Source organism: Acetobacterium carbinolicum (assembly GCF_047456275.1).
Lineage (GTDB): Bacteria > Bacillota > Clostridia > Eubacteriales > Eubacteriaceae > Acetobacterium > Acetobacterium carbinolicum.
The window spans coordinates 3,674,685-3,697,934 of the sequence record NZ_CP173357.1 but is presented as its reverse complement, the minus strand read 5'-3'; the positions used below and the strand labels follow the sequence as shown (position 1 = coordinate 3,697,934).

The window sequence follows — 23,250 nt, the reverse complement described above, 5'->3', positions numbered from 1 at the left end:
ATTCAAAATAATTATATCGATTCACTGACGAATATCGGGGGTATAATCCTGATTAAAGATACCGGTGCCATTAAAAACGGTTCAAACAAAATAAGCTGAGAATAATAAATTATATTTTGTTAAAACGAAATAAATTAACAAAAGCGTCTATTTTTGGTATAATAGCCACATAAGAATACCGGATTTAAAACAGAGATCGGTGCTCTGATTGAGAATCTCATCTTCAATGAGTTAAATAATCGAGGGTATGAGGTCTATGTGAGAAAAACCCCCAAAGGAGAGGTTGATTTTATTGTAATGGATGGCAATGAACGTGCTTATTATCAGGTGGCATATTTGCTTGCAGATGAAAGCGTTGTTGATCGAGAGTTTGGCGCATATGAATCGGTTAAGGATAATTATCCCAAATATGTATTGTCTTTAGACAAGTTCGATTTTTCAAGGAATGGAATAAAGCATCTTAATATTATTGATTTTCTGTTGGAAGAGGTTTAAAGAAACCGTACTTGACGCTAATTTATATAGCAAGAGTCAATCTGTATAAAAAGCAATGACACAAAACTCATAGACATGTTCATATATTGAAAGCTTCTTAAAAAGTAGTAAAAAAACACGTAACGATGTCAAACTTCTCTAAAAGTAGTTATTGACAATTGTCAGTAATCTTGTTATAATTCACTTACTTAAATTAAGAATTAATTAAGACGCCAGTGAGGCAGAAGCTCTTTGAAAAGAGTTTTGGTTCATTGGCGTTTTTTTTGCAAAAAAGAAGGAGTGTAAAGAAGTTGAGTGTGAATAATTGTCAAGCGACAAAAGAGTATTTTAATAACATTGCAAAAAAATGGGACAGTATCTGTCAGCATGATCCCTACAAGATTTCCGCGATTCTGACCCTGGCAGGAATAAAAAAGGCTAGTCGGATTCTGGATATTGCAACCGGGACAGGGATACTGATCCCACATTTATTAAAGCAAGAACCAGCTGAGATTGTTGCCATTGATTTATCAGAACAAATGATCATTCAGGCACAGAAGAATTACAAGAGTCAGCTGGTTCATTTTGAAAATGCCAATTTTTATGCGTTTGATCAGAAGGGATTTGATTTTGCCATCGTCTATAGTGCTTATCCCCATTTTGAAAACAAAGAAGCCTTGATGCTGCAATTATCGGCCTGTCTGAAACCAGGGGGACGGTTTATGATTGCCCACAGTGAAAGCAAAGAGACGATCAATGGCCGACATTCGGGTGAACATGTAAAAATGGTTTCAACGACTTTAAATGACGTGATGACAGAATCGGAAGAATTCCGGGCCTGTTTTTCCGTTGATATAATGGTGGATACCGAAGCCTTATATATTATTTCAGGACGAAAAGTATAAGATGAGGTGATAATTTTTTTGTCCTATATAGTATATACAACTTTATACATGTATATAAAAAACGTTGTATTATCAAAAGATAGTCATTTGATAATACAATCTGAAATTAACAAGCTAGTTGAAGGAGATCAAACGTGTTTAATGATGATGTGTTGCTTAATAAACCAATAGTGGAAACGGATCCATTGTATCAATTCCTGAATACCTGCTCGAGGAGTTTTAAACAGTTTAAAATTCTCGATACTGCGATAAAGCGAGGCTTTTTTAATCATCTGGATGAATGGAAATCAGCAGTTGATTTAGCAAAAGAGTTGGGTACCAATCCAGATTTGACCGATTGTATATGTATGAGTCTGGCTGAAATCGGTTTTATTGAGCAGAGCGGCGAGGTGTTTAAGAACTCAGAACTCAGCACATGCTATTTTAAAAGTGAGTCGCCGTATTTTCAGGGAGAAGTGTTGTTTAACATCAAAAATGGTTTTTCACTCTGGGAAAGACTTGATGAAGTAATAGAAAATGGACCGATCAAAGTAAGCGAAGCTGATTATTTTAAGGACAATCTGATTCATTCCCTCGCCTCTGAAATTATGTGTGGTGAGCTGCAAAAAACTACAAGTCTAATCGCATCATTGCCCGAATTTTCCAGGGCAGAAAAACTGCTGGATCTTGGCGGGGGACACGGTCTTTATTCAGTCGCGTTGAGTCGGCTTAACCAGAATCTCGAGATCGATATTTATGATTTTGCGGATGTTATTGAGGCGACCCAAAAATATCTGGAAAAATATGATGGCCATCGAATTGATTTAAAACCGGGTAATCTTTTTATGGACGCTATTGGTAATGACTATGATCTGGTATTGTTCTCCTACAATCCGGGCGGAAAAAACCCGGAGCTGGTGCCGAAGATTTTTTCGGCGCTGAAAGAAGGGGGCTTATTTATTAGCAAGCACATTTTCTATGGCAAGGATGAAGGATCGAGAGATCCGCTGCTTGATCTTGAGTATAATCTTTCAGATTTTGAAGGTGTTAAAAAGGGCCGAAAAATCTATAGTTTTGCAAGAGATCTGACATTTGAAGCCTATCTTAGCTTGCTTGAGCAGTATTTTACGATTGCCCAGATTGTTGAGACTGAAGACTTTGCCACAGAACCGCTGTCAAAATTTGGCGATGCATTGGAGGCAAAGATGATTATTGCAAAAAAGAAAGCTAAAAAGCAGTATGTCGAGCGGGATGAGGTTGAAGCGATTGGGGGTTGAGCAATGTACCGGTATATCGGTAAACGTTTATGCTTGTTATTGATTGTCATACTCGGGGTAACCGTCCTGACCTTTACACTGATGCATGCGGCGCCGGGGGATATGGCGGAAATGATTGCCATTTCCCGCTATGGGGCAGAAAACCTGACAACCGCAGAGGTGGAAGCAATCCGGCTGTCAGAAGGTCTGGATTCACCGGTAATGGTGCAGTATTTTCATTGGCTGACCCATATGATCAGCGGTGATTTTGGCAACTCACTGATTACCGGAGAACCGGTTTTGGAAGAAATTCTGATCCGCTTACCGGCTACCCTGAAATTATCATTTGCTGCGCTGCTGGTATCGCTGGTAATTGCGATTCCGGCCGGTGTGATTGCGGCATCCAAACAGCATTCGCTGATGGATTATCTAACCATGTCCAGCGCCTTGATCGGAACCAGTGTTCCGAATTTTTGGCTGGGACTCCTGTTAATTCTGCTATTTTCGGTTACCCTGGGATGGTTTCCGGTTTTTGGCTATGGTGGCCTTCGTTATATGGTGTTACCGGCACTGACACTGGGAGCGGGACTGGCGGGCATTACCACCCGCCTGACCCGATCCAGCATGCTGGAGGTACTCAATCAGGATTATGTCACCACGGCCCGGTCAAAAGGGTTATCAGAACGACGGATCATTTTCAAACATGCCTTAAAAAATGCCTTTATCCCGATCATCACCGTAATTGGCATTCAACTGGGTCATTTGTTGGGTGGAACGGTGATTGTCGAATCGATTTTCGCCTGGCCGGGAATTGGCAAGCTTCTGGTTGATTCAATTTACGCCCGGGATTTTGCCACGGTTCAGGCCTGTGCCTTGTTGTTTGCGATTATTTTTGTCCTGATCAACCTGATTGTGGATGTTCTTTATCTGTTTTTGAATCCTAAAATAAGTTATCAGAAGGAATAATGATGATACGTGATATTCTAAAAAATAAGATGGCACTCAGCGGACTGCTCATTATCACGATGCTGATTCTGGTGGCGCTATTGGCACCGGTTCTGGCACCTCATGATCCCTATGAGCAATTACTGGAAAAGGCATTGATGGCGCCTTGTTGGGATTATCCCTTTGGTACCGATGAGTACGGTCGTTGTGTTTTAAGCCGGATCATCTTCGGAACCCAGACGGCCTTGTTTATCGGTTTGAGTGTGACCGTGGTCTCAGCTTTTGTTGGGGTGGGGATCGGGTTGACCGCAGGGTTTTACGGTGGTCGCTTTGATGAATTTCTGATGCGCATTGTGGATGTCTTTCTGGCCTTTCCCGGGTTGATTCTGGCGCTGGTGGTAGCAGGTTTGCTGGGGCCGGGGCTGCCAAACGTTATTTTTGCTCTGGCTTTAGTTGGCTGGATGGGTTATGCCCGGGTCGTCAGAGGGGCGGTTTTGGCCGAAAAAGAGAAAGAGTTCGTCGAAACCGCGCGCTCCCTTGGTGCCAGTGATGGTTACATCATCTTTTTGCATCTGCTGCCCAATATTATTTCGCCGGTGATTGTGATGGCCAGTATTGGCATCGGTCAGGCCATTCTGGGAGCGGCGGCTCTGAGTTTTCTTGGAATCGGGGTGCAACCACCGACGGCGATGTGGGGTTTGATGTTAAGTTATGGCAAAGACTATCTCCAGTCAGCCCCTTATTTAACGATTTTTCCGGGCGTGATTATTATGGTGACGGTACTGGCTTTTAACTTTCTGGGGGATGGGTTAAGAGATGTCTGTGACCCTCGGTATGGAAAAGTGATCGAAGAATAGGAGTGATGGAGTTGACATTACTGAGCATAAAAAATCTGAATACCGCATTTAAAACGCGAAATGGGGAAGTGCAGGCCTGTAGAAATATCGATCTGGACATTGAAGTGGGTCAAACCGTGGGAATTATCGGCGAAACCGGTTGTGGAAAATCGGTGCTGGGGATGTCGATCTTAAAGTTGTTGCCCTATAATGCCAGGGTCACCGGCGAAATCCGGTATCTGGAACAGAACTTGCTAACCTTATCGGATCAGGCGATGCGGGAAATTCGCGGCGGCGGCATTGGTCTTTTGCCCCAGAGTCCGTCAACTTCTCTGAATCCGGCGATGAAAATCGGCACACAGATCGAGGAAGGACTGGTTCTTCACCGAAAAATGGGTAAGCCGGCCGCCAAACAGAAAGCGGTGGACATGCTTACTTTTCTGGGGATTAAAAAAGCAAAAAAAGTCAGCGAACAATTTCCCCACCAGTTAAGTGGCGGAATGAAACAGCGGGCGTTGGCAGCCATCAGCATTACCGGAGAACCCCGGCTTCTGATTGCCGATGAGCCCACCAAAGGGTTGGATGCCATTGTCAAAACTCAGGTGGTTGAGCTGCTAAAGCAATTGAAAGCGGAAACAGGCGCCGCCTTACTTTTAATCACTCATGATCTGAAAGTGGCTGAATGTCTTTGTGATAAAATCGTGGTAATGTATTCGGGGGAAATCATTGAAATGGCAGCGACCCAAAAAATTCTTAAAAAGCCCGCACATCCGTATACCAAGGGGCTGTTACAGTCTTTGCCGGAGGCTGGAATGACGCCAATCCCCGGACAAAGCCCGAGTTTGAGTCAGGTGATTTCGGGTTGCCGGTTTTATGACCGCTGTGAAATCAGACAGGCCGCCTGCCGGTATCAAAGGGTACCCTTGAGCGTGGTAAACGGTTCTCAGGTAAGGTGTTTATATGCTGATTAGAGTAGAAAACCTATGCAAACATTACAAAACTGGAAACATGCATGCAAAACAGCAGTCGGTGCTTGAACAGCTGAACTTCTCGATTGCCCAGGGCCAAACCCTGGGGTTGATTGGTGAAAGTGGCTGTGGCAAGTCCACGCTGGCGAGAACCATGCTGGGACTGACACCGCCCTCCGGAGGAAAGATATTTTTAAATGAACAAGAAGTTTTAACCCAACGGGGAAGCTTGAAAAAAGAGTTTTGTGGGAAAATGCAGATTATTTTCCAACATCCGGAAAGCGCGCTAAACCCGCGGATGAAGATTGCGCAGAGTCTGGCTGAGCCCCGGCGGATTCAGCAGCGGTACGCAAAAAACTTGGCTGCACAGGAGGACATGGACAGTCTTTTGAAACAGGTGGGTTTGAGTGAAGAGCATCTAAGCCGCTATCCCCATGAACTCAGTGGCGGACAAATTCAGCGGGTGGTGCTGGCGCGGATTCTATCACTCAATCCAGAATTTCTGGTGGCGGATGAACCCACCTCGATGCTGGATGTCTCGGTACAGGCCCAGGTGCTTCACATTTTAAAAGAAAATCAGAAAAAACATGGAATTGGGTTATTGTTTATCTCTCATGATCTGGAAGTCGTCCGATGGATGAGCGATCAGATTGCGGTGATGTACAAAGGCCAGATTGTAGAAATGGCCCCAGCCGCAGACTTGTATAACCATCCCCGACATCCCTACAGCCAGTTGCTGGTAGAATCATCGCTCGCCCATCAGCCGGTTTGGGAGACAAAAAACACAGAACCACTGCGGCCGGAGGGGGGCAATAGCTGTCAGTTTTTTCAGCATTGTTGTCAATCTGAAGAAGCCTGCAAAAACAAACCGGAACTGCACGAAAAAGCACCCGGTCATACAGTAGCCTGCTGGAAAGCGTCGTTATAAACTGATGACAATGGTTAACGATTATCGTTGCCCGGAAGAAATGATAAAAAAGCAATCTTTTTCCGGCATAGAAAAATTAATAGATCGATCTAAAAACCTGAGGAGGAGAAAAGTGAAAAGTAAAAAATTATATCTAGTAGCCATTATTTTGATGGGCATGTTCCTGGTTGGTGGATGCAGTGTGAATGGATCCACTGCCAGCAAAGATCAGATATTGGATGTGGCGATCGGAACGGATATTAATACTTGGGATATTACCAAATTCCCGGAAGGTGACGCCCGTTTTGTATGGTCCCAGATTTATGAAACCCTGGTACGATTGGATGCCGACTTGAATATGGTTCCCGGTTTGGCGGAATCTTGGGAATCCCAGGAAAATGGAAAAGTCTGGATCTTTAAATTACGGCAGGATGTCAAATTTCATGACGGTACCCCTTTGACTGCTGAAGCGGTGAAATATTCCTATGGGGATCGGGCCTATGTGACAATGGCTAAAACCCTGCAATTTGAAAACATCGAAGTAATCGATGATTATACCGTAAAGTTCACCTGTCCCAAACCCATGCCGTTGCCCACTTATATGACCCATATTGCCTGGCCGGTCGTCAGCCCTACCAGTGTCAGTGCAACGGGTGAGTTTATTAAACCCATTGGAACCGGACCCTTTAAGTATAATTCCTATACCAAGGGACAGGAAGTGGTTCTTGATAAGAATGAAGAGTACTGGGGAGATGAAGTGAAGCTCAGCCAGGTTATCTTTAAAATTATTCCGGATTCATCCACCCGGATTATGGCGCTGACCTCTGGCGATGTCGATATGAGCCTTAAAATTCCCGAAAGTGATGTTGCCCAGCTGGAAGCGGATAAGGATATCACCGTCAACCGCAAACTCAGTACCTTTACCGACTTTCTTCAGTTTAACACGGCCAAAGCACCGTTTGATGATGTCAGTGTTCGAAAAGCTGTCGCCAATGCCATCGATACCGAGGGAATCGTTAAGAATGCGTTAAATGATGTGGGGGTGGCAGCCCAAGGAAGAGCCTATTCACCCGTTATGATGTATTCGGCTAAAGATCTGCCGCTTTACAGCCAGAATCAGGCAACCGCCAAATCGTTATTGGCAGCCGCTGGCTGGAAAGACAACAATGGTGATAAAATTCTGGAAAAAGATGGACAGCCCTTAAAGGTTGTGTTACTGGTTGGTCAGTCCTGGAGTCCGAGAGAGCTAAAAATTTCAGAAATTTGTCAGGCTCAGTTGAAAGAAATTGGTTTTGATGTGGAGGTGCAGCAGGTGGAAGCGGCAGCTTTTAGCGAAATTGAAAAAGCCGGGAATTTTGATATGCTGATGCGAACCGGTTATTATGTTTGGGGCCCTTATCCTCACCACGTTAAGGTCCATTTCTCAAAAAATTACGCCAGTCACTACAACAATCCAGCTTATGATCAACTGGTACAAGAAGGCGAAAGTACAACAGATGATGCTAAAAAAGCCGAGATATACGGTAACTTGCAGAAAATGATATTGGAAGAGGTTCCTGCTTTTTACCTGCTGCATGAAGAAAAAATTGTGGCAACAAGAAATAACGTTCAGGGTTACGAGATCTCAGCGGAAGACCCCTGGCTTGAATTAAGAGGCGTTTACCTGAAGTAAGGAAGGATGAGGAGATCAAATGAAAATTACAATTCTATATTTTAGTAAAACCGGTAATACCGAAAAGGCAGCTAGCTATATCAAAGAGGGGATGCTGACGGCGGGAGATTTCGAGATTCGGCTGATGAATTTAAATCATCCGGAATCCGTCGACAGTCAATTTATTAACGACAGTGAAGCCGTGATCATGGGTACCCCCACCTATGTGGCCAATATGTGCTGGCAGTTTAAAAAATGGTTTGACGAGGATTGGTCGTGTCAGTTGGGTGGAAAAATGGGAGCGGCCTTTGCCACGGCCAACGCCATGCATGGGGGCGGTGATATTGCTCTGCAGTCGATGATCAGCCATATGCTGGTTAGAGGGATGCTGACCTATTCATCGGGTGCCGGCTGTGGACGTCCCTATATTCATCTGGGTCCGATTGGCATTGGCGTGAATAATGGTGTGGAAGAACGGAAAGATTTTTTTGAACTGTTCGGGAAACGGGTCGGCGAACAGGCGCTGCGACTGTTTGTTAAATAAAGCATTGGAGAATAAAGTTCAGCGCGTCATAAAGGTGTTTAAGTGGTGTTGTCCCATGAGGAATGATGTAACTTGTAATAAAAAATTGTGAAACATGGGATTTCCCGCGACATTTTCAAAAACCCCGAACATTGGTACACCAAACAGTTATTAAGCGAATCCTTCAGTGAGTTGATATAATAAGCTGGCAAAGTAGTCCGCACGGATTAAAAATAATTATTGACATATGTTACTTATAAGATTTATAATAAATATTATAAGTAACGTATACCAATAAGATATAAAGGAGTCCTTAAAATGCCAGGTAGAGATCGGACCGGACCGGATGGTCAGGGATCAAAAAGTGGAAAAGGATTGGGACGTTGCTCGGGAATTAACGCCAAACGCCGTGGAAAAGGTTGTGGCTGCGGTTGTCGCAGAAGTTCGAAAAGCAAATCGACGCATGAACCTGAGAATCTTGATGAACCAGGTCAAGCAACTGACCAGCAACGTAAAGAAATCGAAAAAAATTAATACGGAAGGGATGTTTCCAATTGAGCAAGAATGGAAACCGGTGAAGGCATGAAAATTGTAACATTAGCTGAAAACACATCGGTGTCTGAAGAATTCAAAAATGAACATGGATTGAGTTTATACATTGAAACCGAAACCCATAAATTGCTATTTGATGTGGGTGCCAGCTGTCTGTTTGCAGAAAATGCCAAAAAACTGGGGGTTGACCTTTGCGAAGTGGATACCCTGGTCATTAGTCATGGTCATTATGATCATGGTGGTGGTTTAAAAACATTTCTTAAGATCAATGATAAGGCTGCAATCTATATCAATGGTCAAGCCTTTGAAAATCATTATTCTAAAAGAGCAGACGGGGAGGCCTATATCGGTCTGGATCAGGAACTGTTTTCTAATCCGCGCTTTATCTTTTTGGCAGCGGATTTCGTCATCGATGATGCTTTGTGCATTTTTTCAAATGTTCAGGGAGAACGCTGTTGCTCTACGGCCAACGCTGACCTGCTGATGGAAAAAGATGGGCTACGGATGGCAGATGATTTTTGTCATGAACAGAACCTGATCATCCGGGAAAGAAATCAGGTCGTGCTGGTGGCAGGTTGTGCTCATAAGGGAGTCGTTAATATTCTTGATCATATGGCATCAAACTATGATATGCAGCCGACTGTTGTCATTGGGGGATTTCATCTTTACAATCGTGCCCGAAAAAAATCGGAGGCAAAAGAATTGATTGAGGAAATTGGTAACGAACTCAAAAAAACTGCGACAATCTATTATACCTGCCATTGTACTGGGGAAGAGCCTTATCAAATCCTAAAAATGATGCTGGGAGAACAGGTTAATTATCTGGCAACCGGTAGCCGGGTTATTATTTAAAAAGAACAAGGAGAAAATGATGAACAAAGTAAAAGGAAATATGAAGTCGTGTTTAAATCCAGTGGCCAAGGTGTTGGTATCTTGTCGGGGATTAAATGGCGAAAACAATGCCCTGGCGGTGGGCTATTGCGGAAACTGCAGTTATGATCCGCCGATGGTCATGGTCGGGATTGTACCCTCACGGTATTCGTATCATCTGATTAAAGAGTCCGGCTGTTTTGTGGTGAATCTGGTTGATCAAGCCTATGAAGAAACCTTTAAATATTTGGGTAGCCACAGCAAACGCGAAGAAGATAAGCTGGCGGTGATGAAGGTCAATTTAGAAGAAGCTAAATTTGTCAATGCTCCGATTCTTGCCGATTGCCCAGTTAATATTGAATGTAGCATTGTAGACTCAATTGTCACCGGTTCTCACGAAATGTTTGTCGGAAAAATTGAGTATGTCCACGCCGATTCAAAAATGGTCAGTGACGATGGTTGTATTGATTTTTCACAGATAAAATTCTTATAAACAGATCAGAATATAGAGTTTTGTGGTTGACATAAAAAAAATATAATGGTAATATGTCAAAAACATGTTAGTGGTTTGTAACATAAAAAAAGATAACTTATTGAAAACGTTAGCCTGAAAGATTTTGGGCGCCGATTTTATCAAATGAGTTTAATTTAATAACTTATCATTCAAGGTGCCGATTATGATGATCGGAGAATAGGGAAGCTTAGAAAGCACGGACCCACCACTGTGAACAGGGACGAATTCTTAAAAAACCACTGGGCTAAAGCCTGGGAAGGAGAGAATAGGATGAACTGTTAGTCAGGAGACCTGCCTTGATTTAAAAAATATGCCAGGGGATGATTGGCCGCTTGATTTAGAATACCTTGAGATGGGAAGGGTTTCTTTTATTAATAAAAGAAGCTCTTTTTTTATTTGCCCAAGGTAAGCGATCAGAGAAATTAAAAGCGTTTAAAATAATGAAAAAAGAAAAGAGGAGAAGCGATGACTTTTGAGGAAAAATGGGTTGACAACAAGAAAAAGACGGATCTAAATGAAACCCAGCAGTTTTGGGATGATCGGGCTTCGGAGTTTAATGAGATGGGAAAGAGGGAAATGGCTGATGATCCGGTACTGTCGCTTTTAAAAAGCAAGGATGCTATTTTCCCGGGAGCGAGAGTACTGGATATCGGATGTGGTGCTGGGCGCTATTCCAAAGAATTTTTAAAAATGGGCTGTGAAGTAGTGGGGATTGATATTTCCCCTAATATGATTGATTTTACAAAGGAAAATGCTGCCAGTGTAAAGGTTGATTTTTTTACGTTTAAGGTTATGCCCTGGGAAAAGGCGGATTTGGCCGCAGAAGGGTGGGAAGGCTATTTTGATCTCGTTTTTGCTTCTATGAGCCCAGCTATTAGCGGCCCCGAGGAATTAAAAAAAATGAATCAGGCCTCCAAAGGCTATTGTTTTATGAGTGGACACCTGATCAAAGAAGATAAAATTGGAAATGAACTACGAGTGGCACTGAATAAAGAAAACCGCACCGCTGACTACCGGAATACCTTATATTACGCTTTTAATATATTATGGGATATGGGCTTTTTTCCGGAGTTTCGACATAGTGAGAATCAACGGACAAAGATCTGGGAGCTGGAAAAAGCAACCAATTATTATGCCCATATGTTAAGGGCTACCGATGAAGAGACAAAACAGACGATTCGGGATTATCTTAAGAATAAAAGCAAAGACGGACAGATTGAAGATATAAACTATTCCAAAAACGGTCAATTGCTGTGGTCTGTTCTGTCTGCTCAAATAGACGGGAGATAAAGATGCTAAAAAAACCAAGTGCCGTGATTGAGGTGGAGGGCGACAGCCTGGAATTATACCAGAAATTCACGGGCAAAAAAACCGTGTTGATTCTCATTCTTTGCGCTTTGTTGCTGGTGGTAGCCATTTTTGCCATGAATAGTGGGGCCATGGAATTGGACCCCACCGACATTGTCAAAACCCTGATGAGCATTGGTACCGAAATCTCTAGTGTAGTGGTATGGCGGATTCGTCTGCCCCGAGTTTTGGCCGCGGTTATTGCCGGTGCAGGTTTGGCAGTGGCCGGATGTGTGATGCAAAATAATTTAAGAAATCCGTTAGCATCGCCTTCTACCTTGGGGATTTCCAGTGCAGCTGCCTTTGGTGCCAATATCGCTATTATTGTATTGGGTGCTGGGACGGTGCAAAGCTCGGCAGCGCAGCCGATTATTGTCAACAATCCTTATCTGGTAACGATTTTTGCCTTTGCTTTTTCCATGGGAGCGACCATGATAATTTTGCTGCTGTCCCGAATGCGCAGTTTTTCGCCGGAGTCTATTGTTCTGGCAGGGGTGGCACTGAGCTCTCTTTTTGGAGCAGGCACCACCTTGATTCAGTATTTTGCTGAATCAGTGCAGATTGCTGCCGCTATCTTCTGGACCTTTGGGGACCTGGGTCGGGCTGGCTGGACAGAGGTTTATATTTTGGCTGCGGTGGTGGGTCTTGCGATGATCTACTTTATGATGAAGCGTTGGGATTATAATGCACTGGACAATGGTGCCGATGCCGCTAAGAGTTTGGGGGTCAATGTCGAGCAAACCCGATTTGGCGGGATGCTGGTATCATCGATGATTACCGCAGTGACGGTATCATTTCTTGGTGTGATTGGGTTTATCGGTTTGGTGGCACCACAGATGGTCAGGCGGATCATCGGCGGGGATCATCGCTTTTTGATTCCCATTTCTGCCTTAATGGGGGCGCTTTTGTTGCTGGTCTCGGATACCTTTGCCCGAACGATTATTTCTCCCATTATATTGCCAGTGGGAGCAGTGACATCATTTTTAGGGGCACCCCTGTTTTTGTATCTCTTACTTAAAGGAGGTAAACGTCGTTGAATTTACAAGTTGAAGGATTGGCTTTTGATTATCCTTGCCAAAACGTCTTAAAAGGGATCTCTTTTTCCATGAAGCGCGGGGAATGTTTGGCGATACTGGGAACAAATGGCGCCGGGAAATCGACTTTGCTTAAGTGTATTAACAAAATCTTGAAGCCTCAGGGCGGGAGTGTCTTAATTGATCAGGAAAATATTAAAGCGTTTAAACAGAGTGAGCTGGCCCAGAGAGTGGCTTATGTTTCTCAGAGTAATCAAAGTACAACCACGACAGTTTTTGATTCGATTCTGATTGGTAGAAAACCTTATATCAAATGGGATGTGGGGAAGAATGATTTAAATATTGTCAATGAGACCATCAAGATGTTAAATTTGGAAAAATTTGCATTAAAAAATGTCGATGAGTTAAGCGGCGGCGAATATCAGAAGGTGTTAATTGGTCGGGCATTAGCCCAGGAAACTGATGTGCTAATGCTGGATGAGCCAACGAGCAGCCTGGATCTAAAAAATCAATTGGAGGTGCTTCAATTGATCAAAGAAATTGCCTACCTTAAAAACATCACGGCGGTGGTAACTATTCATGATCTGAATCTGGCATTACGCTTTGCCGATCAGTATATTTTACTAAAAGACGGTGTTATCCATGCTGCCGGTGGGAAGGAGGTTATTACCGAAGCAAATATAAAAGAAGTATATGGGGTAGACGTAACGGTTGAGCAAGTCAACAATCGTTCGGTTGTGGTTCCAATATAAAAGAAGCGAGGAGAAGCGATGAAAAGAAAACGAATGTTAGCTCTGGTGTTGTCGGCGGTGTTGATTTTAATGATGGCGGGCTGTTCTACCGAAGGGGGGACAACGGCAGATGAAATGATCACGGTTACCGATACCTTGGGTCGGACTGTCGAATTAGCAGGACCAGCGGAAAAAATTGTGGCAACCGGAGTTGGGGCCTTACGTTTATATACCTATGTTGGTGATGTGAAAAAAATTGTCGGAATTGAAGGAATTGATCAAAAGTCGTCAGTGGGCAAACCTTATGTTATTGCCAACCCCAGTTTTACCAGCCTGACCACAATTGGGGCTGGTGGTCCGAATAGTACTCTCGATCCGGAACAGATTCTTAAGGTTGAGCCGGATGTTATCTTTACAACCCTGGCCACCGATACTGCGGCAGCAGATGAACTTCAAAACAAAACGGGTATTCCGGTAATTGCTTTGAGCAGTGGTTCTTCGGGATTGTTTGATGATACTCTTTATCAGTCGTTGGCAGTTATTGGCCAGGTTATGGGGACCGACGAAAGAGCAACGGAAGTGGTTGATTTTGTAAAAGGTTATGAAGCTGATTTAAAAAAGCGAACAGAAGGGATCGATGATGGTGCAAAGGTAACCTCCTATGTTGGGGCATTGGGATCTAAAGGCGCCCAGGGAATTGAAAGTACCCGAGCTTTGTATCCGCCTTTTGTGGCTGTTGGTGCAGTAAACGTTGTGGATCAGACGGGAAAAACCGGTAGTATGATGATTGATAAAGAACAATTGCTGCAATGGAATCCCAACAAGATATTCATCGATTTTGACGGGATTGAAAAAGTGAAAGCGGATATGTCGACAAATCCGGAATATTATCAAAGTCTCAGCGCTTTTAAAAACAATGATGTTGAGATGATTCTACCTTATATTTTATATGGAACAAATGTTGAAGTCGCCATTGCTGATGCTTATTCAATTGGAAAGGTGCTCTATCCAGATCAGTTCAAGGATGTCGAGCCTGGTGATATTATGGATGAAGTGTCAATGGAATTATTAGGTGCCAAGGTTTATGACCAGATGGTTAAAGATTATGGTGCTTATGGAAAATTGCCAAAGTAAATGATTGTCAAAAATGGCCGGAATGATCAAGTTATGCACTTGATCATTCCGGCCATCGTGTTATAATAACACCAAAGATAAAAACACAGTTCTGGTTGGTAGTCCAGACGCGGTTGATACCGTCAGTAACCTGCCTCCTAAGGTTGTCCGTTCTTTGTCACACATTCTAGGAGGAACTCGATATGGACAAAGTAACAGTTAAATTGACGGTTTTTTTTGACGACCCCTTTTGGGTTGGCGTCTTTGAAAGCACAGATGGTGATAGGCTAAAAGTTGCCAAGGTAACCTTCGGCTCAGAACCCAAAGATGGGGAAATCTATGATTTTCTGCTTAAAAATTACGACCAGCTTCAATTTAGCCAGCCGATTACGGATGAAAAGACGCTGGAAAAACGGATCAATCCCAAACGGATGAGGCGGAATATCAATCGGCAAATGGCAACAAAAAGCATTGGTACCAAGGCTCAACAGGCTTTAAAAGAAGAACAGGAAAACAAAAAGATGGCCCGGAAAGCGTTTAATCGGCAGAAAACAGAAGCAGAACGAAAACAACAATTTGAACTACGGCAGGAAAAGAAAAAGAAGAAACATCGGGGACATTAATCAGGAGGTGGTGCCATGAAGAAAGATAACCTCATTAAGTTGTTTAAAGATCTGTATGTCAGATTTTTAAACGATGATTTAATCTCGGTGGGCGCACAAATAACTTATTTCTTGCTCTTATCGATTGCTCCGTTTTTAATCTTTTTAATTACCCTGATTACGTTTATTCCACTGGGGGATTTTCAAAGCCAGTTTGAGCCTCTTTATGCGATCATGCCCGCAGAGGTGTACGAGATTCTCAGTTCGATCTTTGATCAGACCGTTAAAAACAGAAGCAGTGGTTTACTGGCCTTTGGGATTTTATTCGGATTATGGTCAGCCAGCACTGGCGTCAGCTATCTCATGCGTGGTGTCAACAAAGCCTATGACCAGGAAGAAACAAGGCCTTTCTGGAAAAAAAGTGTGGTTTCGTTAGTGATTACGCTTGAACTGAGCACTGTTATCATCGCTTCGATGATCCTGATTGTATTAGGCGGCATTCTCGGTTCAAAGGTTTTTGGCTTTTTTGGCGTTACGGAGACATTTGTAATGATTTGGGGTTATCTGAGATTCGTTATCGCCATATTTGCAATTATGATTGTTTTTGTATCCCTTTACTATAATGCCCCAAGCTGTCGATTAACGCTTAAAGAGGTGCTTCCTGGTACGATTACGGCCTCTGCCTGCTGGATTATCGTATCGATGGCATTTTCATTTTATGCTGATAATCTGGGCAACTACTCAGCGATTTATGGTAGCCTTGGTAGCGTAATTGCCTTACTTACCTGGATCTATTTGAGCAGTATTATATTTTTGCTGGGTGCTGAAATCAATGCGTCGCTAAAGTTCAGAAAAGAAGGCACTGAAAAAACAGTGTCTAAAATTTTTTAGAGAAGATAAGGAACGATCAAAGTTGCTTAGAAACAGCTTTGATCGTAAAGATTTTTTAGTATGAATAAAGAAACTTACTTTTACAGAATATTCATTCCAAACCATTTATTGCTGATTTTTTCATAGGTTCCATCCTCAATAATTGATTTTAATTCTTCCAGCAATTTTGGATCATCTTTACTAACAGTTATAGCTAGTTCTTCAGCATAAGCAATTCCCTAATCGGTCATAATGGGTTTGGTAACAACGCCCATTTTTTGCGATATCGATGTCAAATCCTGTCACTACGCCATCTTCACCGATATAATTAAATAGTGGGTAGACACCAGTCATCGCGTATGTCATTCCCCCACTTGACTTAACCTTCCGATGACTTTGAGTGGCACCAGTTCTTCGGGAATCAGTTTGGTTGGATCCAAATGGTCAAAGGGGAATTTTTCAGCTTCCTCGGCGGTGAAATGTTGAACGGCAAATCCCCACTCGGGGAAATTGCTGGCTTCAACCGCTTCAAACATATCTCTACGATGATAGTCCTGATCGGCTCGGGAAATTTTAACGGTTTCATCCCAAATGGTGGATTGTAATCCGAGTTTTTGACGCTAGTGAAATTTAACAAAGGTTGACTCTCCGGCCTGGTTAATCAGTTGGAAGCTATGGATTCCAAAGCCTTCAATCATCCGCAATGAACGGAGTTCTGATTATCAGAAATGGGAACGCCCTGATTTGTGGTCAGCTCAGGGTGCATGCCTCCGCCGCTCTGGTGAAGTTCGCCGCCAGCAGCCGGGGCCGCTTGTTTTGATGGGGCTGCTTTTTTGGGTTCGTTCGTACTACTTTTTTTACTCATTGCACTTTTAGTATAATCAAGAACAATATACGTTGAATTAAAGAATTTTGCAAATTGAACTGGCAATCGTGCTGTGTGCGGGCGATTAATAATCGCCCCTACTAGTTAACTCAACTTATAGAGATCTTACTCATACTTTTCCTTTCTTTGTATTTAATTATATGATATCCTATGATTTTATCTTTAATCAAAACACCTCCTGTCTAAGAATGATAATAAGATTTTTGGGTATATAAAAGGTATCGTTAAGATAGAAAGAAAGTAATCAACGTTTGATACGGCGATTATTTTATGAGGAAATGCCATGAAGAAAGATAAGCTGATCACACTGTTTAAGGATCTGTACGCCAGATTTTCAAATGATGATTTACCCTCGGTTGGGGCACAGATCACTTATTTTTTGCTCCTGTCGATTGCACCGTTTCTTATTTTTTTAATTACCCTTATTAGTTTTATTCCGCTAGTGGATTTTCAGAGCCAGATTGAGCCGCTTTATGCCCTAATGCCAACAGCTGCGTCTGAAATTCTCAATGCCATCATTGAGCAGACCATGAAAAACAGAAGCGGTGCCTTGCTGACCTTTGGGGTATTATTCGCCTTATGGTCTGCCAGCACTGGGGTTAAATATCTAATAAGTGGTGTCAACAGAGCCTATGATCAGGAAGAAACGAGGCCTTTCTGGAAAAAAAGCTTGGTTTCACTCGCGATTACACTTGAGCTGAGCATGGTTATCATCGTTACGATGATCCTGATTATTTTTGGTGGTATTCTGGGTTCAGAGGTTTTTGGCTTTTTAGGCTTTTCCAAGACATTTTCAATGATTTGGAATTATCTGAGATTTGTTATTGCCATATTTGCCGTTATGATTGCTTTTGTATCGATTTACTTTAGTGCCCCAAGCTGTCGCTTAACGTTTAAAGAGGTGCTTCCTGGTGCCGTTGTTGCCACCTTCAGTTGGATCATCGTATCCATGGCTTTCTCGTTTTATGCCGATAACCTGGGCAACTACACAGCGGTTTATGGTAGCCTTGGTGGCGTAATTGCCTTACTTACCTGGATCTATATAAGTAGTATCATATTTTTGCTGGGAGCTGAAATTAATGCGTCGCTAAAGTTTAGAAGAGAAGGTATAAAAAAAACAGTGCTTAAAAATTTTTAGAACGGAAGTTGAAATAAAACGGCAATTTAAACTATGGTAGGAAAAAGAAGCTCCGGGAACATTGAATAGGCCCTCGCATAGCAAATAATAGAAAATATATGTAAATTTGTGATTAAGTTACGGATAAGTAGTTGAAAATGGTTATAATAAAGGTAAATACATTAACGATTAAGGAGATAAAGATATGAGTGCAGTAACAATTACAAAAGACAATTTTCAGCAAGAGGTAATTAATTCAGATAAACCGGTATTACTCGACTTTTGGGCACCCTGGTGTGGTCCCTGTAAAATGGTGACTCCCATTATTGATGAAATTGCTGATGAGGTGTTCACTTTAAAGGTCGGAAAAATAAATGTCGATGAACAACAGGAACTGGCCGCTGAATTTAAGGTCATGAGCATCCCCACCTTGGCAGTTATCAAAGGCGGTGTGGTGGTGAAAAAATCCGTGGGAGCAAAATCTAAAGCAGATATTCTAGATTTAGTAGCTGAATAGCAATAAAAAAAGAGCAGTCACAAAAAAGTGATTGCTCTTTTTTTATTGCAGCAAGATCGGAACGGCAATGCTATTGGACAAAATTATAAAGATTGAGCGTGGCTTGTCTGCCATTTGATAGCAGAAAATCGTAACTTAGATCATCGTTACTTGATTTGTTGAGAAAATAAGCTATGATAAATGAGAAAGGAGGAGGTTAAGTGAAAATAAAATTGACCCAACAGAAAGAACGAGACGAAATAGAGGTTGAAATAAAATATAGTGAGATGAATAGTGTGGTTAATCATCTGGTGAAGCGATTGGAAAATGCTAATTACAGTATCTGTGGAGATGAGAATGGTCGGCGCTATAAAATTGCTGTTGACGAAGTTTGTTATATTGAAAGTGTTGATCGAAAAACCTTTATCTATTCGACCAACCAGGTTTTTCGAACTGAAAAAAAGCTTTATCAATTGCTGGAGGAATTGAAATATCACGATTTTGTACAGATTAGCAGATCAGTTATTGTAAACATCAACGTGCTTGAAAGCATGAAAATGCTGGCGAACAGTAGAATTCAGGTAACCTTGCAAAATGGCGAAAAATTAAATGCTTCCAGAACATATATTCCTTATATTAAAAAAGCATTTAGTCGGGAGGAAGAAAGTTGAAAAATTTTATCAAACAGTGTCTTTTGATTTTTTCACTGATTATCATTATGGCGTTTTTTGTTCCGGCGCTGGTATCTAACAAATGGGATGATTTCATTGTTATTCTGGAATTCTTACTGGTCACGGTGGTCGCGCGTTTAGGCCTGTTACTGATAAACAAATACCTCAATGGACATCGCTATGTAGAAATCGGCTTGGAACTGGTGATGCTGCTAACCGTTGTATTTGCCTTTGGATGGGTGTTTAAATGGTATACACTGGAATATATATGGATTATCCCGGCAATGGTCATTCCTGCTTATCTCATTGGAAACGTATTGGATATTATTAAAATGAGACAGGATGTGGCCTACATCAATCAACAAATTCAGTTTAGAAAAAAACGTCTAAACGTTAAAACAGACAGGAATGAAGAAGATGAAGCGAAATAAATACGGTTGCTTAAATTTTTGGGTTGCTTTATGCCTGATATTTTTTTTAATGCCCGGCAGTGTTATGGCCCAAAATGGTAACAAAGTGCAGCAGCAAGAAGAAATAAACAAACTGGTAACAGCGGTGCTGGAAAAATCGAGGATTCCCAGTGCTGCCATTACCGTGATTCGCGGGACCGAAATAGATTACTTGTCGGAAGGGTTTATGGATTACAGTGGCAGTATAAAAACAAATGAGCAGTCCTTATTTTTATTGGGATCAACTACAAAAGCCTTTACCGCTTTGGCAATTCTGTTATTGGAAGATCAGGGGAAACTATCGCTAAGTGATCCGGTTAGTCACTACATTCCATGGTTTACGGCTACCTATCAGGGCGAAACAATCGCACCGGAAGACTTGACCATTGCGGACTGTCTGTACCAGACCAGTGGCTATACCAATGATGAAAGAAAATATCCCAGCCCAACAGTGGAAATGACCTTAGCGGAAAATATTCGTAATTTGAGTAATCGTGAGTTGGCATTAGCACCGGGACAGCAGTTTTCTTATGCCAATACAAACTATAATTTACTGGGCCTGATTATTGAAGTTGTATCCAAACAGGATTATCAGCGTTTTATGAAGGAACAGATTTTACAGCCGATGGGGTTAACGCAGACTGACTGTTATTCGAACCAGATCAAAGAGAACAATGCATTGGTTCCTGGAACCAAGCTATATTTTGGAAATGCCACTCGATTTGAGACCCCGGCAATAAAAGGCCTTGTTCCGGCCGGATATTTGATATCAAACAGTATTGATATGGGGCGGTGGCTTCAAATACAAATGGGGATCATTGAAATATCACCGCAGTTTACCAGAATCATAAAAAAGTCCCACACGGCCAATCCCGCCAGCATTGTCGATGAAAATACTTTCTATGCCGGGGGCTGGTTTATTGATGCGTTTAACGAAGTCATCTATCACTCGGGTGGGACGCCGAATTATTCGGCGAAAATCACGATGAAACCGAGTGATGGGATCGGGGTATGTGTACTGACAAATCTAAACGCGTCAGCCAACACAAACGATTTGGCTGATAATATCCTGCTGATGCTTGAAGATAAAGAAACCACTCTGTATCAGCATGATATCTGGTATTTAATCGATGTTATTTTTTCGACGGTTACATTTATTAGTATACTACTGACGGGAGTGTTAATGGCAAAGCTTTTAATAATCAATACTCAGATAAAAAATAACTACCGGAGAAAAACCCTGATCAATCGCAAAAGGTCTTTATGGATTATCATGGCGGGGCTGTGGTTAATAATCTCTGCTGCAATTATTATTATCCTACCGGTTATTTTTAAGAGTGATTGGCTGTTAATGAGGCTTTGGGCGCCAGTTAGTCTCTATTGTGGGGTCGTGATGCTGAGTATTTTTTCGCTGTTGTTATTTAGCACAGCTTTGATTAGCGCGAAATACCCCAAAGGATAAATTAAACCATGCTCTGGTCGGGCCGGCTGCTAATGAGATCATTATCACTTCGCGGCAAACAGGGCAGTCGGTTAAATAATTTGCTTCAATTGAACCTTATCAATCACTTCAATTTTACCCCGGGACAGGTTTACATAGCCTTCGTTCTCAAAGTATTTAAGCATTCGGGAAACCACTTCCCGGGCGGAACCCACATACTTGGCAATTTGCTCATGGGTCATATTAACCGTGTTCGAACCGGTTCGGGTCACCTCATCGAGTAGGAAAATGGTCAGACGTTTATCAAAACTCATAAAAAGAATTTGCTGCATCGCCCACATCACATCCGAAAAACGATCGATCATGGATTTATATGAAAAATTTTCGGCGTAGATATTTTCGTTGCAGATCTGAGAAAAGACAGAGGACTTTAGCAAGAGCACGTCACAATCTGCTTCGACATCAATATGAACATCAAAGGTAATATTATCCAGGATACAAGAGGCTGATAAGATGCATACCTCATCAGTGCCCAGTCGATAAAGGGTGATATCCCGGCCGTCTTCTGATAGAATATAGGTACGTAATTCGCCGCTTTTGATCAGCAGTATTCCGACGCAGTCATTTTCGCCACGATGAATATTCTCACCCCGTTTATAGCTTACCGGCATGGCATTTTCCAAAAACATGGTTTTCTGATTTGGATTTAAATGATCCCAAAAGGTCAGGATCGTCTTAAGAAATGTAATATCGGATTCTTTTAGCATTTTAATACCTCGTCTCACAATTTAAATTCTAGTATAGCACAGTTATTTTTATTCTACTTTAAAAACTAGGGTATAAAGTGGTATGATAAGGCATCGATATAAGGAGATTTTTATGAACAAAGAGATAAGAAAAAATCTGGAACTAAAACGGCTGGAAGCCAAAGACTTTACTCAGTTTAATAATATTCTGAGGTATGCTTTTCAGGTGACGGATGAACAATTGTTAAAAGTGGGTTGGAAGCACGATGAAATTAAACGGTCAAAATTTCCGATTCTGGAAAAAGCGGAGGTGATCGGCTGGTTTGAGGATGGACGGTTGGCGGCACAGATCGCCGTTTATCCACTTCAAGTCAATATTAGTGGCAGTATTTATGAGATGGGGTATATTACCGGAGTCGCGACCTATCCGGAATATATGGGGCTGGGACTGATGTCCGGGCTCATGAAAAAGAGCCTGGAAACCATGTATGAACGCAATCAGTGCATTTCTTTTTTGTTCCCTTATTCGCATCCGCTCTATCGTCACAAGGGTTGGGAGGTCGTATCCGATAAGATGACCTTTCATATCCGCGATCATCAGTTACCCCGCGATATTGATGTACCGGGACGAGTGAAACGGGTGAAGGAGAACAGTCCGGATCTTATTGCCCTTCACGACGCCTTTGCCAGAAAAACCCATGGCTGTCTGATTCGTAATGAACTGGTCTGGGAGGAATACTGGCGCTGGGATGTCGAAGATGTTACGGTGGCCATTTATTACGGCGTAGATGATCGGCCGCTGGGTTATCTGGTTTATCTGATTGAAAATGATGTGTTTCGCGTCAAAGAGATGGTTTATCTCAATCAGGAAGCCAGAAAAGGGCTATGGGGCTATATTGCCGCCCACGAATCGATGATTAACGAGGTGATCGGCAGTAATTATAACAATCACACGATATCGTTTCTATTTGGAGATAGCGACATGAAAGAAACGATTCGTCCCTATATTATGGCCCGAATCGTTGATTTTGAGGGGTTTATCAGTCAATACCATTTTGCCAACACGGACCTGAATGAGGCCATTACCTTTGATATTGTTGATCCGGTGTTGGAGTGGAACAATCGCAGCTTTACCATCTCGTTTACAAAGGGAAAAGACCCGGTTCTGGTTGATTTACCGTCAGAGAATCGGATCAAATTAGAAATCGGCATTTTAACGTGTATGTTACTTGGTTATAAACGACCCACCTATCTTCAGCAGATTGAACGGATTGAAGCCAGCAAAAAAACAGTTTCTCTTCTGGAGACCATTATCGCCAATGAAAAGGTATATTTCTCGGACTATATTTAAGGCAAAAAGAAAAACG

Annotated in this window: 26 protein-coding genes, 1 pseudogene and 1 riboswitch; of the genes and pseudogenes, 24 read left to right on the top strand and 3 right to left on the bottom strand. The window is 42.3% G+C overall.

Features of this window, described 5'->3' with window-relative positions; all coding sequences use genetic code 11:
* The first annotated feature begins 258 nt into the window (after positions 1–258).
* The 18 genes from ACIZ62_RS17140 to ACIZ62_RS17055 all read left to right on the top strand — a co-directional run bounded on the left by ACIZ62_RS17140 (position 259) and on the right by ACIZ62_RS17055 (position 16,098).
* On the top strand, positions 259–495 hold the full coding sequence (locus ACIZ62_RS17140) for a hypothetical protein (RefSeq protein WP_414150739.1): 237 nt from the start codon (positions 259–261) through the stop codon (positions 493–495).
* 296 nt (positions 496–791) lie between these two features.
* Positions 792–1,379 (top strand): class I SAM-dependent methyltransferase, encoded by a 588-nt coding sequence (locus ACIZ62_RS17135; RefSeq protein WP_414151873.1) that lies wholly within the window; start codon positions 792–794, stop codon positions 1,377–1,379.
* Positions 1,380–1,513: 134 nt separating this feature from the next.
* Entirely contained in the window at positions 1,514–2,635 is a 1,122-nt protein-coding gene (locus ACIZ62_RS17130) for a methyltransferase (protein ID WP_414150738.1), read from the top strand.
* A gap of 3 nt (positions 2,636–2,638) precedes the next feature.
* The gene (gene nikB, locus ACIZ62_RS17125; protein ID WP_414150737.1) at positions 2,639–3,580 is read left to right on the top strand and encodes a nickel ABC transporter permease; all 942 of its coding nucleotides are present in this window, start codon (positions 2,639–2,641) and stop codon (positions 3,578–3,580) included.
* Entirely contained in the window at positions 3,580–4,416 is an 837-nt protein-coding gene (gene nikC, locus ACIZ62_RS17120) for a nickel transporter permease (protein ID WP_414150736.1), read from the top strand. Before nikB ends, nikC begins: the two co-directional genes overlap by 1 nt.
* An 11-nt stretch (positions 4,417–4,427) precedes the next feature.
* On the top strand, positions 4,428–5,366 hold the full coding sequence (locus tag ACIZ62_RS17115) for an ABC transporter ATP-binding protein (protein WP_414150735.1): 939 nt from the start codon (positions 4,428–4,430) through the stop codon (positions 5,364–5,366).
* Entirely contained in the window at positions 5,356–6,291 is a 936-nt protein-coding gene (locus ACIZ62_RS17110) for an ABC transporter ATP-binding protein (protein ID WP_414150734.1), read from the top strand. The genes ACIZ62_RS17115 and ACIZ62_RS17110 overlap by 11 nt, the downstream gene beginning before the upstream one ends.
* 112 nt (positions 6,292–6,403) lie before the next feature.
* Entirely contained in the window at positions 6,404–7,942 is a 1,539-nt protein-coding gene (locus ACIZ62_RS17105) for an ABC transporter substrate-binding protein (RefSeq protein ID WP_414150733.1), read from the top strand.
* Positions 7,943–7,961: 19 nt separating this feature from the next.
* Positions 7,962–8,465: a flavodoxin family protein gene (locus ACIZ62_RS17100; RefSeq protein WP_414150732.1), complete on the top strand. Its 504-nt coding sequence runs from the start codon at positions 7,962–7,964 to the stop codon at positions 8,463–8,465.
* A gap of 297 nt (positions 8,466–8,762) precedes the next feature.
* Positions 8,763–8,978, top strand: coding sequence for a DUF5320 domain-containing protein (locus tag ACIZ62_RS17095; protein WP_414150731.1), 216 nt, complete (start codon positions 8,763–8,765; stop codon positions 8,976–8,978).
* A gap of 48 nt (positions 8,979–9,026) precedes the next feature.
* Positions 9,027–9,848, top strand: coding sequence for an MBL fold metallo-hydrolase (locus ACIZ62_RS17090; protein ID WP_414150730.1), 822 nt, complete (start codon positions 9,027–9,029; stop codon positions 9,846–9,848).
* A gap of 19 nt (positions 9,849–9,867) precedes the next feature.
* The gene (locus tag ACIZ62_RS17085; RefSeq protein ID WP_414150729.1) at positions 9,868–10,359 is read left to right on the top strand and encodes a flavin reductase family protein; all 492 of its coding nucleotides are present in this window, start codon (positions 9,868–9,870) and stop codon (positions 10,357–10,359) included.
* 156 nt (positions 10,360–10,515) lie between these two features.
* A riboswitch (cobalamin riboswitch) is annotated at positions 10,516–10,694 on the top strand.
* Between the two features lie 151 nt (positions 10,695–10,845).
* Positions 10,846–11,670, top strand: a complete 825-nt coding sequence (locus tag ACIZ62_RS17080; RefSeq protein ID WP_414150728.1) for a class I SAM-dependent methyltransferase — start codon at positions 10,846–10,848, stop codon at positions 11,668–11,670.
* Between the two features lie 2 nt (positions 11,671–11,672).
* Positions 11,673–12,764 (top strand): FecCD family ABC transporter permease, encoded by a 1,092-nt coding sequence (locus ACIZ62_RS17075; protein ID WP_204355411.1) that lies wholly within the window; start codon positions 11,673–11,675, stop codon positions 12,762–12,764.
* The gene (locus ACIZ62_RS17070) at positions 12,761–13,513 is read left to right on the top strand and encodes an ABC transporter ATP-binding protein (RefSeq protein WP_111888801.1); all 753 of its coding nucleotides are present in this window, start codon (positions 12,761–12,763) and stop codon (positions 13,511–13,513) included. The genes ACIZ62_RS17075 and ACIZ62_RS17070 overlap by 4 nt, the downstream gene beginning before the upstream one ends.
* 18 nt (positions 13,514–13,531) lie before the next feature.
* Positions 13,532–14,626, top strand: coding sequence for an iron ABC transporter substrate-binding protein (locus ACIZ62_RS17065; protein ID WP_414150727.1), 1,095 nt, complete (start codon positions 13,532–13,534; stop codon positions 14,624–14,626).
* A gap of 182 nt (positions 14,627–14,808) precedes the next feature.
* Positions 14,809–15,228 carry a YjdF family protein gene (locus ACIZ62_RS17060; protein WP_322519029.1) on the top strand — a complete coding sequence of 140 codons (420 nt, stop codon included), beginning with the start codon at positions 14,809–14,811 and terminating at the stop codon, positions 15,226–15,228.
* A 15-nt stretch (positions 15,229–15,243) separates the two neighbouring features.
* Entirely contained in the window at positions 15,244–16,098 is an 855-nt protein-coding gene (locus ACIZ62_RS17055; RefSeq protein WP_322519030.1) for a YihY/virulence factor BrkB family protein, read from the top strand.
* A 341-nt stretch (positions 16,099–16,439) separates the two neighbouring features.
* Here the strand turns inward: ACIZ62_RS17055 and ACIZ62_RS17050 are convergent.
* Positions 16,440–16,775: pseudogene (locus ACIZ62_RS17050) on the bottom strand (catalase).
* Complete coding sequence (locus ACIZ62_RS17045; protein WP_414150726.1) at positions 16,772–16,942, bottom strand: hypothetical protein; 171 nt, start codon at positions 16,940–16,942, stop codon at positions 16,772–16,774. The pseudogene ACIZ62_RS17050 and the gene ACIZ62_RS17045 overlap by 4 nt, the downstream one beginning before the upstream one ends.
* 304 nt (positions 16,943–17,246) lie before the next feature.
* Between ACIZ62_RS17045 and ACIZ62_RS17040 the strand changes: the two genes are divergently transcribed.
* The 5 genes from ACIZ62_RS17040 (at position 17,247) to ACIZ62_RS17020 (ending at position 21,158) form a co-directional block, all read left to right on the top strand.
* The gene (locus ACIZ62_RS17040; protein WP_414150725.1) at positions 17,247–18,101 is read left to right on the top strand and encodes a YihY/virulence factor BrkB family protein; all 855 of its coding nucleotides are present in this window, start codon (positions 17,247–17,249) and stop codon (positions 18,099–18,101) included.
* A gap of 184 nt (positions 18,102–18,285) precedes the next feature.
* Positions 18,286–18,597 carry a thioredoxin gene (gene trxA / locus ACIZ62_RS17035; protein WP_111888804.1) on the top strand — a complete coding sequence of 104 codons (312 nt, stop codon included), beginning with the start codon at positions 18,286–18,288 and terminating at the stop codon, positions 18,595–18,597.
* 200 nt (positions 18,598–18,797) lie between these two features.
* On the top strand, positions 18,798–19,247 hold the full coding sequence (locus ACIZ62_RS17030; RefSeq protein ID WP_111888805.1) for a LytTR family DNA-binding domain-containing protein: 450 nt from the start codon (positions 18,798–18,800) through the stop codon (positions 19,245–19,247).
* A complete protein-coding gene (locus tag ACIZ62_RS17025) occupies positions 19,244–19,678 on the top strand; it encodes a hypothetical protein (protein WP_111888806.1) in 435 nt (144 codons plus the stop codon). Before ACIZ62_RS17030 ends, ACIZ62_RS17025 begins: the two co-directional genes overlap by 4 nt.
* A complete protein-coding gene (locus ACIZ62_RS17020) occupies positions 19,665–21,158 on the top strand; it encodes a serine hydrolase domain-containing protein (protein WP_414150724.1) in 1,494 nt (497 codons plus the stop codon). The genes ACIZ62_RS17025 and ACIZ62_RS17020 overlap by 14 nt, the downstream gene beginning before the upstream one ends.
* Before the next feature lie 71 nt (positions 21,159–21,229).
* Here the strand turns inward: ACIZ62_RS17020 and ACIZ62_RS17015 are convergent, their stop codons facing one another.
* Positions 21,230–21,904 (bottom strand): Crp/Fnr family transcriptional regulator, encoded by a 675-nt coding sequence (locus ACIZ62_RS17015; protein ID WP_414150723.1) that lies wholly within the window; start codon positions 21,902–21,904, stop codon positions 21,230–21,232.
* 112 nt (positions 21,905–22,016) lie between these two features.
* On the opposite strand from ACIZ62_RS17015, the gene eis reads away from it, so the two are divergent.
* Positions 22,017–23,234 (top strand): enhanced intracellular survival protein Eis, encoded by a 1,218-nt coding sequence (gene eis, locus ACIZ62_RS17010; protein WP_414150722.1) that lies wholly within the window; start codon positions 22,017–22,019, stop codon positions 23,232–23,234.
* Positions 23,235–23,250: the final 16 nt, after the last annotated feature.

Bases quoted from the DNA above. Each gene is read 5' to 3' on its own strand.
- nikB (WP_414150737.1), top strand. From the start codon at position 2,639: ATGTACCGGTATATCGGTAAACGTTTATGCTTGTTATTGATTGTCATA.
- nikC (WP_414150736.1), top strand. From the start codon at position 3,580: ATGATGATACGTGATATTCTAAAAAATAAGATGGCACTCAGCGGACTG.
- ACIZ62_RS17110 (WP_414150734.1), top strand. From the start codon at position 5,356: ATGCTGATTAGAGTAGAAAACCTATGCAAACATTACAAAACTGGAAAC.
- ACIZ62_RS17100 (WP_414150732.1), top strand. From the start codon at position 7,962: ATGAAAATTACAATTCTATATTTTAGTAAAACCGGTAATACCGAAAAG.
- ACIZ62_RS17095 (WP_414150731.1), top strand. From the start codon at position 8,763: ATGCCAGGTAGAGATCGGACCGGACCGGATGGTCAGGGATCAAAAAGT.
- ACIZ62_RS17090 (WP_414150730.1), top strand. From the start codon at position 9,027: ATGAAAATTGTAACATTAGCTGAAAACACATCGGTGTCTGAAGAATTC.
- ACIZ62_RS17085 (WP_414150729.1), top strand. From the start codon at position 9,868: ATGAACAAAGTAAAAGGAAATATGAAGTCGTGTTTAAATCCAGTGGCC.
- ACIZ62_RS17080 (WP_414150728.1), top strand. From the start codon at position 10,846: ATGACTTTTGAGGAAAAATGGGTTGACAACAAGAAAAAGACGGATCTA.
- ACIZ62_RS17075 (WP_204355411.1), top strand. From the start codon at position 11,673: ATGCTAAAAAAACCAAGTGCCGTGATTGAGGTGGAGGGCGACAGCCTG.
- ACIZ62_RS17065 (WP_414150727.1), top strand. From the start codon at position 13,532: ATGAAAAGAAAACGAATGTTAGCTCTGGTGTTGTCGGCGGTGTTGATT.
- ACIZ62_RS17060 (WP_322519029.1), top strand. From the start codon at position 14,809: ATGGACAAAGTAACAGTTAAATTGACGGTTTTTTTTGACGACCCCTTT.
- ACIZ62_RS17055 (WP_322519030.1), top strand. From the start codon at position 15,244: ATGAAGAAAGATAACCTCATTAAGTTGTTTAAAGATCTGTATGTCAGA.
- ACIZ62_RS17045 (WP_414150726.1), bottom strand. From the start codon at position 16,942: ATGAGTAAAAAAAGTAGTACGAACGAACCCAAAAAAGCAGCCCCATCA.
- ACIZ62_RS17040 (WP_414150725.1), top strand. From the start codon at position 17,247: ATGAAGAAAGATAAGCTGATCACACTGTTTAAGGATCTGTACGCCAGA.
- trxA (WP_111888804.1), top strand. From the start codon at position 18,286: ATGAGTGCAGTAACAATTACAAAAGACAATTTTCAGCAAGAGGTAATT.
- ACIZ62_RS17020 (WP_414150724.1), top strand. From the start codon at position 19,665: ATGAAGCGAAATAAATACGGTTGCTTAAATTTTTGGGTTGCTTTATGC.
- ACIZ62_RS17015 (WP_414150723.1), bottom strand. From the start codon at position 21,904: ATGCTAAAAGAATCCGATATTACATTTCTTAAGACGATCCTGACCTTT.
- eis (WP_414150722.1), top strand. From the start codon at position 22,017: ATGAACAAAGAGATAAGAAAAAATCTGGAACTAAAACGGCTGGAAGCC.